Consider the following 15517-nt stretch of genomic DNA (forward strand, 5'->3'; position numbering starts at 1 on the left):
ACAATACCGGCTAATGCCCGAATTATTTCAAGCGCCTTATTGCGAAGTTTGGCGGTGGCGCAAGTTATTCGGGCATTTTTCATAGTGATACCGTTATGTTCTCCGTTTGGTAGCCGAATCCATCCAGACCGCCAACAGTAAAATGGCGCCTTTGACGATGTATTGCCAGAAGGTGGCGACGTCCATCATGCTCATGCCATTATCCAGCGCCGACATAATAAATGCCCCCATCACCGCGCCAGCAACGCTGCCGACGCCGCCCGCCAGACTGGTGCCGCCAATCACGCAGGCGGCGATAGCGTCCAGTTCGGCGATGTTGCCGGCGGAAGGCGAACCTGCTCCCAGCCGCGAGCTGAGAATCAACCCGGCGATGGCCACCATCAGGCCGTTAATGGCGAAGACCGCAAGCTTGGTGCGCTCGACGTTAATCCCGGAGAGGCGAGCCGCTTCCAGATTGCCGCCAATGGCATAGATGCGGCGGCCAAAAGCGGTGCGGGTCGCCATAAACATGCCCGCCAGCAGCAGAGCGGCGAGTATGAGCACCGGCGTCGGTACGCCGCGATAGTCATTGAGCAGCCAGATAGCGCCCAGCACAATAACCGCGGTGATGGTCTGACGACCAACGGCGCCGCCAGAACTGGTGGTCGCCAGCCCTAACGCCTGTCGGCGCATCCGTCCGCGCCATTGCCAGATGATAAAAGCCGCCATGCCAATAACGCCGATTCCAAAGCCGATGCCGTCCGGTAAATAACTTTGGCCGATTTGCGACATTGCCGGCGTGGTGGGCGAGACGGTGGTACCGTTGGTAATGCCGATTAAAATTCCGCGAAACGCCAGCATGCCGGCAAGGGTCACAATGAAAGAGGGCACCTTACGATAGGCGACCCACCATCCGTTCCACGCGCCGAGCAGTAGCCCCATAACCAACGTAACGAGGATGGTGAGCGGTAGCGGCCAGCCGAGCCAGACGTCGAAAATCGCCGCCGCCCCGCCGAGCAGACCCATCATCGAGCCGACGGAGAGGTCAATTTCCGCCGAAATGATCACAAACACCATGCCGACGGCGAGGATGCCGGTGATGGCGGTTTGCCGCAGGAGGTTGGAAATATTACGTGCGCTCAAATAGGCGCCGTCGGTAACCCAGGTAAAAAACAGCATAATGGCGATAATCGCGGCGATCATCACGAAAACCTGGAGATTGAGCCCTTTCAGCGCCGGAAAAGCGGCAGGGGCGGATGGGGTGAGTTTGATTTCAGACGACGTGTTTTTCGACATGGCGTTCGCTCCTCAGCGCGGCTTCCATCACCTGTTCCTGGGTCAGACCTTGATTAAGTAAATCGGCCTTAAGCTTGCCTTCGTGCATCACCAGTACCCTATCGCTCAGCCCGAGCACTTCAGGCAGTTCGGATGAGATGACGATGACGGCGATGCCTTGCTGCACCAGTTGATTGATAAGCTTGTAGATTTCGTATTTCGCGCCGATATCGATGCCGCGGGTTGGTTCATCGAGGATCAAGATGCGCGGGTTGAGCAGCAGGCAGCGGGCCAGAATCGCCTTTTGTTGATTGCCGCCGCTCAGGCGGCCAATCGCCAGATCCGGCGATGACGTTTTAATTTTCAGCCGCTGAATCGACTGCTGGATGCAGTGCTGCTCTGCGGCGTCGTCGAGACTGCTCACCGGGCCGGTGAACTGGTTTAACGCCGCGAGAGTGATGTTCTTGCCGACTGCCATCACCGGCACGATGCCGTCTTTTTTGCGATCTTCCGGCACCATGGCGATGCCATGGGCAATCGCCTGTTGGCAATTGTTAATTGTCACCGGTTGGCCATCGATAAAAATGCTTCCCTGCCAGCGCCCCGGCCAGACGCCAAACAGGCACTGTACGGCTTCGGTGCGCCCGGCGCCGACTAACCCGGCGATGCCGAGGATTTCGCCGCGGCGGAGGGTAAATGAGACGTCGTTGACGCGCTTAATATGGCGGTTTACCGGGTGCCATGCGGTGAGATGCTCGACACGCAAGATTTCTTCGCCATGGCTATGGGGTTCGTTTGGATACAGCGCCGTGAGCTCGCGCCCGACCATCATAGTGATGATGTCATCTTCGTTCATTCCGCTGGCGTCGCGGGTGCCAATATGCTGACCGTCACGTATTACGCAGATAGTGTCGGAGATGGCTTTAACTTCATTGAGCTTGTGCGAAATATAAATACAGGCGATACCGTGGTTTTGCAGATCGCGAATAATCGCCAGCAGCGTCGCGGTTTCTTGTTCAGTTAACGATGCCGTGGGTTCATCGAGGATCAGCAAACGTACCTGTTTATTCAGCGCCTTGGCGATCTCGACCAGCTGCTGCTGGCCCAGACCTAAATCACCGACGCGGGTATCCGGCGAGATCGATAAATTCACCTGCGCCAACAGCTTCTGGCAGCGCAGGGTCATGGTTTCGTAATCCAGCAGGCCATGGCGTGAGATCTCGGCGCCGAGAAAGATATTTTCCAGCACCGTGAGATGCTTCACCAACGCCAGCTCCTGGTGAATAATGGCGATACCTTTACGCTCGGTATCGCGAATATGATTCGCCTGCAGCGTCTCGCCGGCGAAAATAATTTCACCTTCGTAGCTGCCGTGCGGATAGATCCCGCACAGCACTTTCATCAGCGTTGATTTCCCCGAACCATTTTCACCGCATAACGACACCACTTCCCCGGCATTCAGCCGCAGGCTGACGTTATCCACGGCTTTAACCGCGCCGAAGGCTTTGGTGATGTTCTTCATTTCGAGTAACCAGGACATAGAGACTCCGCAAAAGCGATATCCGGCAGGACGAAAATGACGCCCCGTATCGGGGCGTCAGCCATTACAGTTCACTCTTTTTGTGGAAACCGTCTTTAATCACCGTGGCGTCAATATTCTCTTTATTGACTTCAATTGGCGTTAACAGGCGCGAGGGGACATCTTTTAAGCCGTTATTCAACGTGGCGTCGGCCTTGGGTTGCTGGTCGTTGCCTAATTCAACGGCGATTTCGGCAGCGTTGGTGGCAAGGGTGGTGATAGGTTTATAAACGGTCATCGTCTGGGTGCCGGAAATAATACGTTTCACGCCAGCCAAATCGGCGTCTTGCCCGGAGATAGCGACTTTACCCGCCAGCCCCTGGGCGCTTAGCGCCTGGATAGCGCCGCCGGCGGTCGCGTCATTGGAAGCCACTACCGCGTCAATTTTGTTGTTATTCGCCGTCAGCGCGTTTTCCATGATTTTTAACGCATTTTCCGGCAGCCAGCCGTCGACCCACTGATCGCCGACGATCTTAATTTTGCCCTCATCGACATAAGGTTTGAGTACCTTCATCTGGCCGGCGCGGAACAGTTTGGCGTTATTATCCACCGGCGAGCCGCCCATCAGGAAATAATTACCCTGCGGCACTTTGTCAACCAGGCTTTGGGCCTGCATTTCACCGACTTTTTCATTATCGAAAGAAATATAAAAATCGATATCAGCATTATTAATCATGCGATCGTAGGCGAGGACTTTAATTCCCTCTTGTTTTGCTTCCTTAATAACGTTGCTGAGCACCTGGCCGTTGTAAGGAATAATCACTAAAACATCGACGCCGCGGTTGATCATATTTTCAATTTGCGACATTTGCGTTTCTTCGTTGCCATTGGCGGACTGCACAAATACTTTGGCGCCTAAGGATTCTGCTTTATTAACGAAAATATCGCGATCTTTTTGCCAGCGTTCCAGACGAAGGTCGTCGATGGCCATCCCAATCTTAACTTCTTTAGCCATACCCGCCATGCTGGCGAGAAGGAGCGATGAGGCGCAGAGCGTAAGGCAAAGGTTCTTTATCTTCATAATAACGATACCTTTTCAAAGGGTAGGTAAGGCGTACAGGAATAAACTTCAGGTTGCAGATACGTTGCAGATTCTTAACGGGGAAGCGAGGGCTGGCAATTACCTGTTCTTATTTTCGCATTATGAAATTTAGTTTGTTTTGTAATTTATGACCGCGATCGTATTTTATTCAAGAGTATGCAGATTATTTCATTCTTCTTCCATCATAGGATTCCAGAAATTATGCGGAGAGGAATTATTTTTGCGAGCTGGCGCACGTTTGTGGATTCTCTCAATGGCGGTGTGAAATAACGTAATTGAGGAAGGCGAAAGTGGAATTCTATATTGGCGTATAACTTGTTACTCGCCGCACCCCTGAATATGGAGTTCTCTATGCAGACCTATTTCGATCAACTCGAACGCGTTCGTTATGAAGGCCCGAAATCGACTAACCCGCTGGCTTTCCGCCACTACAATCCGGATGAATTAGTACTGGGTAAACGCATGGAAGACCACCTGCGTTTCGCCGCCTGCTATTGGCACACTTTCTGCTGGAATGGCGCGGATATGTTTGGCGTGGGGTCCTTCGATCGACCATGGCAGCAGCCGGGCGAAGCGCTGGAAATGGCGAAGCGTAAAGCCGAAGTGGCATTTGAGTTTTTCCATAAGTTGAATGTGCCGTATTACTGCTTCCATGATGTCGACGTTTCTCCGGAAGGCGCTTCGCTGAAAGAGTACAGCAACAACTTCGCGCAGATGGTGGACGTGCTGGCGGAAAAACAGCAGCAGAGCGGCGTCAAACTGCTGTGGGGGACGGCAAACTGCTTTACCAACCCGCGTTATGGCGCAGGGGCGGCGACTAACCCCGATCCGGAAGTCTTTAGCTGGGCGGCGACTCAGGTAGTCACCGCAATGAATGCGACCCACAAGTTGGGTGGTGAAAACTATGTTCTGTGGGGCGGTCGCGAAGGCTATGAAACCCTGCTTAATACCGACCTGCGTCAGGAACGCGAGCAGATCGGCCGCTTTATGCAGCTGGTGGTTGAGCACAAACACAAAATTGGTTTCCAGGGCACCCTGCTGATCGAGCCGAAGCCGCAGGAGCCGACCAAGCACCAGTATGATTATGATGCCTCCACGGTTTATGGATTCCTGAAACAGTTTGGTCTGGAAAAAGAGATTAAACTGAACATTGAAGCCAACCACGCCACCCTTGCCGGCCACTCTTTCCATCACGAAATCGCGACGGCTATTGCGCTGGGCCTGTTCGGTTCGGTTGATGCTAACCGCGGCGATGCGCAGCTTGGCTGGGATACCGACCAGTTCCCGAACAGCGTGGAAGAGAACGCCCTGGTGATGTATGAGATCCTCAAAGCGGGCGGCTTCACCACCGGCGGCCTGAACTTTGATGCTAAAGTTCGTCGCCAGAGCACCGACAAATACGACCTGTTCTACGGTCATATCGGTGCGATGGACACCATGGCGCTGTCGCTGAAGGTCGCGGCGCGCATGATTGAAGATGGCGAGCTGGATAAACGCGTGGCAAAACGCTACGCCGGCTGGAACGGTGAATTGGGCCAGCAGATCCTTAAAGGCCAGATGACCCTGACCGACATCGCGCACTATGCGACTCAGCACAACCTGGCGCCGCAGCACCACAGCGGACATCAGGAACTGCTGGAAAACCTGGTGAATCATTACCTGTTCGATAAGTAATGCCGACAAAAGCGCCCGCTAAATCCGGGCGCTGGCTGTAACCATTTTTGCTGCGCCACGCTTTGCCGTGGCGTTCGTGTTAAGGAGACGCTGCATGTATATCGGGATTGATTTAGGGACCTCGGGCGTAAAAGCCATTCTGCTCAATGAACAGGGCGACGTACTGGCGACGCATACCGAAAAACTGACCGTCTCGCGCCCACATCCGCTCTGGTCCGAACAAGATCCCGAACAGTGGTGGCAGGCGACGAATACCGCGATGCAAGCGCTGGGATCGCAACACGCTCTGCGTGAGGTAAAAGCCTTAGGGATCGCCGGACAAATGCATGGCGCCACGCTGCTCGATAAACAGCAACGGGTGCTGCGTCCGGCGATTTTGTGGAATGATGGCCGCTGCGGCGAAGAGTGCATGCTGCTGGAAGAAAAAGTCGGCGCTTCGCGGCAAATCACCGGTAACCTGATGATGCCGGGCTTTACGGCGCCTAAGCTGCTGTGGGTGCAGCGTCATGAAACCGATATCTTTAAACAGGTTGATAAGGTCCTGTTGCCGAAAGATTATCTGCGGCTACGCATGAGCGGTGAATTCGCCAGCGATATGTCCGACGCCGCCGGCACGATGTGGATGAACGTCGCGCGTCGTGACTGGAGCGATGAGATGCTCGCCGCCTGCGGGCTCAGCCGCGACAATATGCCGTCGCTATTTGAAGGCTGTGAGGTGACCGGCCAACTGCGCGCTGAGGTAGCCCAGGCGTGGAATATGCCGCGGGCGCTGGTGGTTGCGGGCGGCGGTGATAACGCCGCAGGCGCTGTCGGCGTTGGCATGGCCGATGCCGGGCAGGCGATGTTATCGCTGGGAACCTCCGGCGTCTATTTCGCCGTCAGCGATGGTTTTCTGAGTAAACCGGAAAGCGCGGTGCATAGTTTCTGCCACGCGCTGCCGGGCCGCTGGCATCTGATGTCGGTGATGCTCAGCGCCGCGTCTTGTCTGGATTGGGCGGCGAAGTTGACCGGCCTTGGCAGCGTACCGGCGCTGCTCGCCGCGGCGCAGGGGGCGGACGAAAATGCCGATCCGGTGTGGTTTCTCCCCTATCTTTCCGGCGAGCGTACGCCGCACAACAATCCGCAGGCTAAAGGCGTGTTCTTCGGCCTTACCCATCAACATGGTCCCGCCGAACTGGCGCGGGCGGTGCTTGAAGGGGTGGGTTACGCGCTGGCCGACGGTATGGATGTTGTGCACTCCTGTGGCGTGAAACCGGAAAGCGTCACTCTTATCGGCGGCGGCGCGCGGAGCGCATACTGGCGGCAAATGCTAGCCGATATTAGCGGGCAGCAGCTGAATTTCCGCACCGGCGGCGATGTCGGCCCGGCGTTAGGCGCGGCAAGATTGGCGCAGCTGGGCGTTCATCAAGGTGCGGCTTTCTCTGACCTCCTGCCGCAGCTGCCGCTGGAGCAGGCGCACTTGCCTGATGCTCAACGGTTTGCCCGTTATGCGCCGCGTCGTGAAACATTCCGCCAGATCTATCAGCAGCTTAAGCCACTGATGTCATAAGATGTTCTCGCCCCATTTATTGGGGCGAATTCCCTTTCTGAATGATTCACTTTGCATTGATTTAATTCACATATTTATTTATTCCGAATTGTGGATTTCAATTCGCTGAAACCGCCGCAACTGGCAATTCCCCGGTCATAATGAGCGTTACGATGGCCAGGGAGGCGCAATGAAATTAAAACGTACGACGGCAAGATTGGTCATGCTGCTGGGCTCGCTGGTTTACTTAATCGGCATCTGGCGAACGTGTCCGCTATTCAGCGGCAAAGGGTACTTTCTTGGTGTGCTGGTGATGGGGATGTTTGCCGTGCTCACGCATCAGCGAACGGAGCTGGAAGCGCAGCGAGACGACGATTTTATCTCTCTGTGCCGGCTGGTGCTGTTGCTATCGGTGGGATTGCTGCTGGTCGGCGCCTGGTTTGTCCCCGCGCCGTGGCGTGAAAAAAGCATTTACGTGATGGCATGGTTTGTCTGTATGTATGGCGCTTCAGCGATATCTTATCCCGCCAAAGTCGCGGATAAAGCTCGCAATAGCTCAGTGGAATAAGCTGTCAGTCGACAGCGAAGAGAGGTAGTCAGTAATGGAAATGAAAGCGACGACATATTCACCCGCGTTTCACCTGATCTCATGGATTGCGCTGGTGGGCGGTATCCTCGTGTATTTGATTGGCCTGTGGAACGCGCCAATGGAGCTCAATGAAAAGGGCTACTATTTTGCCGTATTGGTATTGGGTCTTTTTTCCGCCGCTTCTTATCAGAAAACGGTACGTGATAAATACGACAAAATTCCAACCACCGCTATGTATTACATGTCCTGCCTGATCGCCTTCGTGATTGCGATAGGCCTGCTGGTAGTGGGATTGTGGAACGCAACGCTGATGTTAAGCGAGAAAGGCTTCTATGGCCTGGCATTCTTTTTGAGCCTGTTCGGCGCGGTAGCAGTACAGAAGAATATTCGTGACGCCTGGGATCGCTCGCCGTTAAGCGAGGGGAACGCAGTAATCGAAGAGACCGCAGAGTAACCGACGGCGCCCGCGTTGAACGGCGGGCGCTTTTTTAGCTCACTAACCGGCGGCGGTCAATTCGCTGCACCAGTACAGACAGCGCCAGGCTACCCAAGAGCGCAGCGGCGAAAATCCATACAATATCCAGTAATGGCCAGCGGCTAAGCTCCAGACCACTTGCGCGCAGCGCGTGTATAAACAGCGCGTGAAAACCATAAATGCCTAACGAATGTCTGGAAATTAACGCAATACCGGGGAGCTCGCGATTATTGAGGATGTTTTTGCCCAGCGTCAGCAACGAGGTCGCGCAGACAAATACTGCTGGTCCGCAATAAAGATACCAGGTATCGCCGAAATCGCCGCGCCATTGCAGTTCATGCAGCGTGCCGCGTGAAATGACCCACACCGCGGCGGTAAACAGCAGCGCGCACAGCAGGGTTAATCCTCTTCTGTCGGTGTTCATGGCGCCGATCGCCCGGCCCAGTATCCCGTACAGTACGTAGTAAAAGGTATCGCCGTTGATATAAAGATTGATCGGTAGCCATTCAATGCCGCCGGCTTTAATACTTACCGTATTAGGGTTGGCGATGAGGCCAATCACCAGCATCAGCGCCAGCAGCATTTTGCCGCTGACCTGCTTCACCTGAATCAGCGGCGAGAGCAGATAAATCACCACAATGGCAAAGAAAAACCACAGGTGATAAAACACCGGCTTCTGCAGTAAGTTTTTTAATGACAGCCCAACGTTGATATGGGTAAACAGGGTGATATAGAGCAGCGCCAGCGCGCTGTAGAACAGGATACACAGCACGATGCGCAGATAATGGCGCGGCTGGGCGCTGCGTTCGCCAAAAAAAAGATAACCTGAAATCATGAAAAAAAGCGGGACGCTGACGCGCGATGCCGAGTTAAGCAGGTTAGCGATATCCCATTCAAACAGGCTGATGCTATGCGGATGGGTAATATACCAGGTGGTGCTGTGAATCATCACGACCATCAGACATGCTATGCCGCGCAAGTTGGTAATCCAGCTTATTTTTTCCTGCATCTGTACCTCATGGCTCCTGCGTAAAAAGAGTCTGACTCCCGTAGTTTGTCGTCATCACAATGGAATATTCTGAGTTTATCGCCACACTCTTGTAGAGCATCAGTGAGATTCGCAAAATGTTTGTCTGGGTTTACATGGTCTGCACGATAACAATTGGCTAACAAGGCGGTTGAGAAAAATAGTGATGAAATATTTCGTATCAGTCCTGGTGGCGCTGCTGCTGGTCGGCTGCAGCCAGACACCTGCTCAACCTGTCCAAAAAGCGCAAAAGGCACGTATCACGCCGCAAACGACGCTGAATATGGAAAAACTATGCAAGGATCAGGCGGCGTTACGTTATAGCACAGACACCCGTCGCGTCGACGTCAATCATTTCGAGCAGTTCCAGGCGAGCTATGAGCTTTCCGGCCTGACTTCGAGGAATGAACGTTTTATCTGTTCTTTTGATCCAGACGGCCAGTTTTTGCATCTTTCTATGCGCTAAATGCGGCTTGAACGCCGCATGATGGTGCCGCTTTGCTCAAATTTCGCTAAACAAAGGCGTTTCATACTGTATATCTCGCAGCCAGCGGGTATACTGATCCCTTCCTTTAAATCCACACGTATCCAGCACGAAATAATATGCAAAAGTTTGATACCAGGACCTTCCAGGGCCTGATCCTGACCTTACAGGATTACTGGGCTCGTCAGGGCTGCACCATTGTTCAACCACTGGACATGGAAGTTGGCGCCGGCACCTCCCACCCGATGACCTGCTTACGCGCGTTGGGGCCAGAGCCGATGGCGACCGCCTACGTGCAGCCTTCTCGTCGCCCGACCGACGGTCGCTATGGCGAAAACCCGAACCGCTTACAGCACTATTACCAGTTCCAGGTGGTGATTAAGCCGTCTCCGGACAACATTCAGGAATTGTACCTCGGATCTCTGAAAGAGTTGGGTATGGATCCGACCATTCACGACATCCGCTTCGTTGAAGATAACTGGGAAAACCCGACGCTGGGCGCCTGGGGGCTGGGTTGGGAAGTGTGGCTGAACGGTATGGAAGTGACGCAGTTCACTTACTTCCAGCAGGTTGGCGGCCTGGAATGTAAACCGGTTACCGGTGAAATCACTTACGGCCTGGAGCGTCTGGCGATGTACATCCAGGGCGTGGACAGCGTCTACGATCTGGTCTGGAGCGATGGCCCGCTGGGCAAAACCACCTACGGCGACGTGTTCCACCAGAACGAAGTGGAACAATCCACCTATAACTTTGAATATGCGGACGTAGACTTCCTGTTCACCTGCTTCGAGCAGTACGAGAAAGAAGCGCAGCAACTGCTGGCGCTGGAAAACCCGCTGCCGCTTCCTGCCTACGAACGTATTCTCAAAGCCGCCCATAGCTTTAACCTGCTGGATGCGCGAAAAGCCATCTCCGTCACCGAGCGTCAGCGCTATATTCTGCGCATCCGCACCCTGACCAAAGCAGTGGCAGAAGCTTACTATGCTTCCCGTGAGGCCCTGGGCTTCCCGATGTGCAACAAAGACAAATAAGAGGCGGCCATGTCTGAGAAAACTTTCCTGGTGGAGATCGGCACCGAAGAGCTGCCACCAAAAGCACTGCGCAGCCTGGCTGAATCCTTCGCTGCCAACTTTACTGCGGAACTGGACAACGCTGGCCTTGCGCACGGCGCCGTCGAATGGTTTGCCGCGCCGCGCCGCCTGGCGCTGAAAGTGGCGAATCTGGCCGCCTCGCAGCCGGATCGCGAAGTCGAAAAACGCGGCCCGGCCATTGCCCAGGCGTTTGACGCGGAAGGTAAACCAAGCAAAGCGGCCGAAGGCTGGGCGCGCGGCTGTGGAATCACCGTCGATCAGGCTGAACGTCTGACCACCGATAAAGGCGAATGGCTGTTGTATCGCGCCCACGTTAAAGGTGAAAGCGCGCAGACTCTGCTGCCGAACATGGTTGCAACCTCGCTGGCGAAGCTGCCGATCCCGAAACTGATGCGCTGGGGCGCTTCTGACGTTCACTTCGTGCGTCCGGTACACACCGTGACCCTGCTGTTGGGCGATCAGGTTATTCCGGCGACCATTCTGGGCATCGCTTCCGACCGTATCATCCGCGGACATCGCTTTATGGGCGAGCCGGAATTCACCATCGACAATGCCGATCAGTATCCGCAGATTCTGCTGGAGCGCGGTAAAGTGATGGCGGACTACGCCGAGCGTAAAGCCAAAATCAAAGCGGACGCTGAAGCGGCGGCGCGTAAGATTGGCGGTAACGCTGACCTGAGCGAAAGCCTGCTGGAAGAAGTGACCTCTCTGGTCGAGTGGCCGGTAGTGCTGACGGCGAAGTTTGAAGAGAAATTCCTCGCGGTGCCATCCGAAGCGCTGGTTTACACCATGAAGGGCGACCAGAAGTACTTCCCGGTCTATGCTAACGACGGCAAACTGCTGCCGAACTTCATCTTCGTGGCGAATATCGAGTCCAAAGATCCGCAGCAGATCATCTCCGGTAACGAGAAGGTCGTTCGTCCGCGTCTGGCGGATGCCGAGTTCTTCTTCAATACCGACCGTAAAAAACGTCTGGAAGATAACCTGCCGCGTCTGGAAACCGTGCTGTTCCAACAGCAGCTGGGAACCCTGCGCGACAAGACCGATCGCATTCAGGCGCTGGCGGGCTGGATTGCCGAGCAAATCGGCGCTGACGTTAACCATGCGACCCGCGCGGGTCTGCTGTCCAAGTGTGACCTGATGACCAATATGGTCTTCGAGTTCACCGACACGCAGGGCGTGATGGGGATGCACTACGCGCGTCATGACGGCGAAGCGGAAGACGTCGCAGTGGCGCTGAACGAGCAGTATCAGCCGCGTTTTGCCGGCGATGCGCTGCCGTCTAACCCGGTTGCCTGCGCGGTGGCTATTGCCGACAAGATGGACACCCTGGCGGGTATTTTCGGTATCGGCCAGCATCCGAAAGGCGATAAAGACCCGTTTGCGCTGCGTCGTGCCGCGCTGGGCGTGCTGCGTATCATCGTTGAGAAGAACCTGAATCTCGATCTGCAAACGCTGACCGAAGAAGCGGTGCGTCTGTACGGCGAGAAACTCACTAACGCCAACGTCGTTGATGACGTCATCGACTTCATGCTGGGACGCTTCCGCGCCTGGTATCAGGACGAAGGCTACGGCGTTGACACTATTCAGGCGGTACTGGCGCGTCGTCCGACTCGCCCGGCGGATTTCGATGCGCGCATGAAGGCCGTATCGCACTTCCGTACGCTGGAAGAGTCCTCCGCCCTCGCGGCGGCAAACAAGCGCGTATCCAACATCCTGGCGAAATCCGACGAGACCCTGAACGATATCGTTCATGCCTCGGTGCTGAAAGAAGCGGCGGAAATCAAGCTGGCCGGTAATCTGGTGGTGCTGCGTGATAAGCTGCAGCCATACTTCGCCGAAGGCCGTTATCAGGATGCGCTGATTGAGCTGGCTGCGCTGCGCGAGCCGGTTGATGAGTTCTTCGAAAATGTGATGGTTAACGCCGAAGACAAAGATGTCCGCATCAACCGTCTGACGCTGCTGTCCAAACTGCGCGAGCTGTTCCTGCAGGTTGCGGATATTTCGCTGCTGCAGTAACTATCTCGAGAAAGGTCAAAAGCCTGCCATCCGGCAGGCTTTTTTTTGCCTTATCGCGATGGTGAAAAAATAATCTTGAAATCCAGGTTCAGGCCTGGCTATCCTATGTCCCGACGAATCCCTCGTCTCACTGGAGCGCGCACGACAAATGAACAAACACGACTGATGAATTTCACGCCTTACCTTGCAGACGCTGCGGGTAGGGGAGTATTGATTTCATTCAGGAGTGCTTATGGCTCATTGCGCCCACACCCCCTCATTTGTTTTACATCAGGTCACCTGTCAGTTCGCGACGGGGCAGACGCTTTTTGGCCCGCTGAATTTATCGCTGGAACCGTTGCTTTGCGGCCTTGTTGGACGCAACGGCGTTGGCAAGACACGCCTGTTGCGTCTGCTGGCGGGCCTCGATTCTCCTTCCGGCGGACATATCGAACGGTCGGCTACGGTTGCCTGGGTGGCGCAGCAGCCGACCCTCACGGCCGGGACCACCATTGCCTCGCTACTGGGTTATGCACCGCTATTTGACGCTTTGTCCCGTCTTGAACAGGGGAAAGGACTGGCAGATGACTTCGAACTGTTAGATGGTCGTTGGGATCTGCCCGATCGCCTGAGTTCAGCCTTTCGCGATGCCGATCTCCCGGCATTCTCCGCCGATCGTCCCGCTTTTTCGCTCAGCGGCGGCGAACGGATGAAGGCGCTGCTGTGCGGCGCATTTGTTTCCGGCGCGGACTATCTGTTGCTGGATGAACCCACGAATCATCTCGATCGTCAGGGCAGGGAGTGGCTGTATCAGCAGCTGGAAATCTGGCGGGGCGGGGCATTAATCGCCAGCCACGACCGTGAATTACTGGCTCGGATGTCGAAGATTATTGAGCTAACGCCGGCGGCGCTGCGCAGCTATGGCGGTAATTATGCCGCATATCAGCAGCAGCGCGAAGCGGAGCAACAGGCCGCCCGAGCGGCGCTGGAGCATGCCGCTATCGAACGGCGGCGCACCCGGGCGCGGATGCAAAAGGAGCATGATGCGGCCCAGCGGCGATCGGCGCAGACGCTGCGTACCGTCGATTCGCTGAATATCGCCTCTTTCGAACGTGTGAAGTACAAGGGTGCCGCAAAAGAGCGCCCGGGCACGCTGCGCCGTCAGCATCGTGAACAGAACAGCAGCCTGAATGCCGCCGTGCAGCAGGCGTGGGAGCGGGTAGAAGAAGATAGTCCGGTGATGTTCACGCTACCGGGCAGTGAAGTGGCCGCCGGCAAGCAGGTACTGGTGCTGGAATCACTGCAGTTAGCTCACTCATCCACCGCGCCGCTCGACTGGCGGGTGGATGGCCCGATGCGCATCGCGCTAAAGGGGCCAAACGGCTGTGGCAAAACAACATTGTTGAAAACCCTGATGGGGCTGGAGCAGGCAACCTCTGGCGATGTTCGGCTGTCGGTGAGCGCGGCGTATCTCGATCAGCATCTGTCGCAGCTGGATTTATCACTATCGGCAATGGAGCACCTGAACTTAGGAAACACTCCGCTGGATGAAGGAATGCTGCGTAGCCGTCTGGCGCAGCTCCAGCTGGGGGCTGACAAGGTCAGCCTTCCGCTGGCGGCGTTAAGCGGCGGCGAGCGACTGAAAGCGGCGCTTGCCTGCGCGCTCTGGCGGCGGGACTCAACACAACTTCTGCTACTGGATGAGCCGACCAATCACCTCGATCTGGCTTCGACCCAGGCAATTGAAAGCGCGCTGGCGGCGTTTCCCGGCGCGATACTGGTGGTATCGCATGACGAGGCATTTTTACAAGGCCTGAAATTGACCCATTGCCTGGAGTGGCGGGATACGGGCTGGCATTTCACTGTCATTTAAAAGTGGTCGTTTTTGGGAATTCATTTATACCCGTCGGGCGATCGGGAGGGATATGATGACTGATAGCCCGCACATTTTAGGTATATATGGACAACCTAATATTAAAATTAATTGCTTTTTATCAACGGATTATCTCTCCACGCAAAGGCTACCGCTGCGCCTATAGCGTTTTACATCATACGCAGGGTTGTTCAGGTGCGGTAAAAGACATTATTCATAACAAAGGCGTCGTTGACGGTTGGCGAGAAATTCGTCAGCGATTCGCCGACTGTCGGGTGGCTGCGGAAACCCTACAGCAACAAAAACTCGCGGCTAACCCAGCGGGTAAAAAAAGACGTAAACCGGGAAGAAAGCGCGATGCTTGCGATGGTTGTGATGTTGTCACTGGCTGCGACGGTAAGTGCTGTTCCCACCTGGTGCCGGATAATCTGCCGGATCTGGATTGTCCTTGCGACTGTTTATCAGTGAGATTGTGGCGCCGGAATAATAGATAAAAAAAATCCCCGCCATAGGGCAGGGATTTATTATTCTTAGCGGCTTGAACTTACAGAGAAGTTACGTTGCCAGCTGCCGGGCCTTTAGCGCCGCTTTCGATGGTGAAGGAAACTTTCTGACCTTCGTCCAGGGATTTGTAGCCATCGTTCTGGATAGCAGAGAAGTGTACGAACACGTCTTTAGAGCCATCGTCAGGAGTGATGAAGCCGAAGCCTTTGTCAGCGTTGAACCATTTTACGATACCAGTCATTTTACCGGACATAGTGAATTACCTTTAAAAAAATTAGTGAGCCTTGCGGCGTAGTGGTCTGGACTACAGATTTAAAGCGATAAAGGGAAAGTTCACTACGGGGATATCTAATGGATAACCTTTGAAGGACTGCTCTATTCGACTGCTCTGTGGTCTGT

14 protein-coding genes are annotated in these 15517 nt (G+C 55.0%); 9 read left to right on the forward strand and 5 right to left on the reverse strand.

Annotated features, from left to right (window positions below):
• Positions 1–93 precede the first annotated feature (93 nt).
• The 3 genes from xylH to xylF all read right to left on the reverse strand — a co-directional run bounded on the left by xylH (position 94) and on the right by xylF (position 3854).
• On the reverse strand, positions 94–1275 hold the full coding sequence (gene xylH, locus AC22LX_RS17450) for a xylose ABC transporter permease XylH (RefSeq protein ID WP_045390712.1): 1182 nt from the start codon (positions 1273–1275) through the stop codon (positions 94–96).
• Entirely contained in the window at positions 1253–2794 is a 1542-nt protein-coding gene (locus AC22LX_RS17455; protein WP_045390714.1) for a xylose ABC transporter ATP-binding protein, read from the reverse strand. The genes xylH and AC22LX_RS17455 overlap by 23 nt, the downstream gene beginning before the upstream one ends.
• Before the next feature lie 64 nt (positions 2795–2858).
• Positions 2859–3854, reverse strand: coding sequence for a D-xylose ABC transporter substrate-binding protein (gene xylF / locus AC22LX_RS17460; RefSeq protein WP_045390717.1), 996 nt, complete (start codon positions 3852–3854; stop codon positions 2859–2861).
• 372 nt (positions 3855–4226) lie between these two features.
• Here xylF and xylA point away from each other — a divergent pair, with 372 nt between their 5' ends.
• The 4 genes from xylA to yiaA all read left to right on the forward strand — a co-directional run bounded on the left by xylA (position 4227) and on the right by yiaA (position 8120).
• The gene (xylA, locus tag AC22LX_RS17465) at positions 4227–5549 is read left to right on the forward strand and encodes a xylose isomerase (protein WP_047047733.1); all 1323 of its coding nucleotides are present in this window, start codon (positions 4227–4229) and stop codon (positions 5547–5549) included.
• A gap of 94 nt (positions 5550–5643) precedes the next feature.
• On the forward strand, positions 5644–7098 hold the full coding sequence (gene xylB / locus AC22LX_RS17470; protein ID WP_045390723.1) for a xylulokinase: 1455 nt from the start codon (positions 5644–5646) through the stop codon (positions 7096–7098).
• A gap of 169 nt (positions 7099–7267) precedes the next feature.
• Positions 7268–7645, forward strand: a complete 378-nt coding sequence (gene yiaB, locus AC22LX_RS17475; protein WP_045390725.1) for an inner membrane protein YiaB — start codon at positions 7268–7270, stop codon at positions 7643–7645.
• A gap of 34 nt (positions 7646–7679) precedes the next feature.
• Entirely contained in the window at positions 7680–8120 is a 441-nt protein-coding gene (gene yiaA, locus AC22LX_RS17480; RefSeq protein WP_045390728.1) for an inner membrane protein YiaA, read from the forward strand.
• A gap of 34 nt (positions 8121–8154) precedes the next feature.
• Here the strand turns inward: yiaA and AC22LX_RS17485 are convergent, their stop codons facing one another.
• Positions 8155–9150, reverse strand: a complete 996-nt coding sequence (locus AC22LX_RS17485; protein ID WP_047047740.1) for an acyltransferase — start codon at positions 9148–9150, stop codon at positions 8155–8157.
• Between the two features lie 184 nt (positions 9151–9334).
• Here AC22LX_RS17485 and AC22LX_RS17490 point away from each other — a divergent pair, with 184 nt between their 5' ends.
• From AC22LX_RS17490 to yidD, 5 genes are all read left to right on the forward strand, one after another.
• Positions 9335–9634: a YsaB family lipoprotein gene (locus AC22LX_RS17490; protein WP_045390734.1), complete on the forward strand. Its 300-nt coding sequence runs from the start codon at positions 9335–9337 to the stop codon at positions 9632–9634.
• A 137-nt stretch (positions 9635–9771) separates the two neighbouring features.
• The gene (gene glyQ, locus AC22LX_RS17495; protein WP_001168551.1) at positions 9772–10683 is read left to right on the forward strand and encodes a glycine--tRNA ligase subunit alpha; all 912 of its coding nucleotides are present in this window, start codon (positions 9772–9774) and stop codon (positions 10681–10683) included.
• A 9-nt stretch (positions 10684–10692) separates the two neighbouring features.
• Positions 10693–12762: a glycine--tRNA ligase subunit beta gene (glyS, locus tag AC22LX_RS17500; RefSeq protein WP_020077709.1), complete on the forward strand. Its 2070-nt coding sequence runs from the start codon at positions 10693–10695 to the stop codon at positions 12760–12762.
• Positions 12763–12994: 232 nt separating this feature from the next.
• Positions 12995–14614, forward strand: coding sequence for an ABC-F family ATP-binding cassette domain-containing protein (locus AC22LX_RS17505; protein ID WP_163310975.1), 1620 nt, complete (start codon positions 12995–12997; stop codon positions 14612–14614).
• Positions 14615–14700: 86 nt separating this feature from the next.
• On the forward strand, positions 14701–15108 hold the full coding sequence (gene yidD, locus AC22LX_RS17510) for a membrane protein insertion efficiency factor YidD (RefSeq protein WP_074165800.1): 408 nt from the start codon (positions 14701–14703) through the stop codon (positions 15106–15108).
• Positions 15109–15158: 50 nt separating this feature from the next.
• Here yidD and cspE read toward each other — a convergent pair whose 3' ends face one another.
• On the reverse strand, positions 15159–15371 hold the full coding sequence (cspE, locus tag AC22LX_RS17515; protein WP_000014594.1) for a transcription antiterminator/RNA stability regulator CspE: 213 nt from the start codon (positions 15369–15371) through the stop codon (positions 15159–15161).
• Positions 15372–15517: the final 146 nt, after the last annotated feature.

The sequence above is a fragment of the Klebsiella sp. PK01 genome, from assembly GCF_057624675.1.

Bases quoted from the DNA above. Each gene is read 5' to 3' on its own strand.
- glyQ (WP_001168551.1), top strand. From the start codon at position 9,772: ATGCAAAAGTTTGATACCAGGACCTTCCAGGGCCTGATCCTGACCTTA.
- xylA (WP_047047733.1), top strand. From the start codon at position 4,227: ATGCAGACCTATTTCGATCAACTCGAACGCGTTCGTTATGAAGGCCCG.
- AC22LX_RS17490 (WP_045390734.1), top strand. From the start codon at position 9,335: ATGAAATATTTCGTATCAGTCCTGGTGGCGCTGCTGCTGGTCGGCTGC.
- yiaB (WP_045390725.1), top strand. From the start codon at position 7,268: ATGAAATTAAAACGTACGACGGCAAGATTGGTCATGCTGCTGGGCTCG.
- xylF (WP_045390717.1), bottom strand. From the start codon at position 3,854: ATGAAGATAAAGAACCTTTGCCTTACGCTCTGCGCCTCATCGCTCCTT.
- xylB (WP_045390723.1), top strand. From the start codon at position 5,644: ATGTATATCGGGATTGATTTAGGGACCTCGGGCGTAAAAGCCATTCTG.
- cspE (WP_000014594.1), bottom strand. From the start codon at position 15,371: ATGTCCGGTAAAATGACTGGTATCGTAAAATGGTTCAACGCTGACAAA.
- AC22LX_RS17455 (WP_045390714.1), bottom strand. From the start codon at position 2,794: ATGTCCTGGTTACTCGAAATGAAGAACATCACCAAAGCCTTCGGCGCG.
- yidD (WP_074165800.1), top strand. From the start codon at position 14,701: ATGGACAACCTAATATTAAAATTAATTGCTTTTTATCAACGGATTATC.
- yiaA (WP_045390728.1), top strand. From the start codon at position 7,680: ATGGAAATGAAAGCGACGACATATTCACCCGCGTTTCACCTGATCTCA.
- AC22LX_RS17505 (WP_163310975.1), top strand. From the start codon at position 12,995: ATGGCTCATTGCGCCCACACCCCCTCATTTGTTTTACATCAGGTCACC.
- AC22LX_RS17485 (WP_047047740.1), bottom strand. From the start codon at position 9,150: ATGCAGGAAAAAATAAGCTGGATTACCAACTTGCGCGGCATAGCATGT.
- glyS (WP_020077709.1), top strand. From the start codon at position 10,693: ATGTCTGAGAAAACTTTCCTGGTGGAGATCGGCACCGAAGAGCTGCCA.
- xylH (WP_045390712.1), bottom strand. From the start codon at position 1,275: ATGTCGAAAAACACGTCGTCTGAAATCAAACTCACCCCATCCGCCCCT.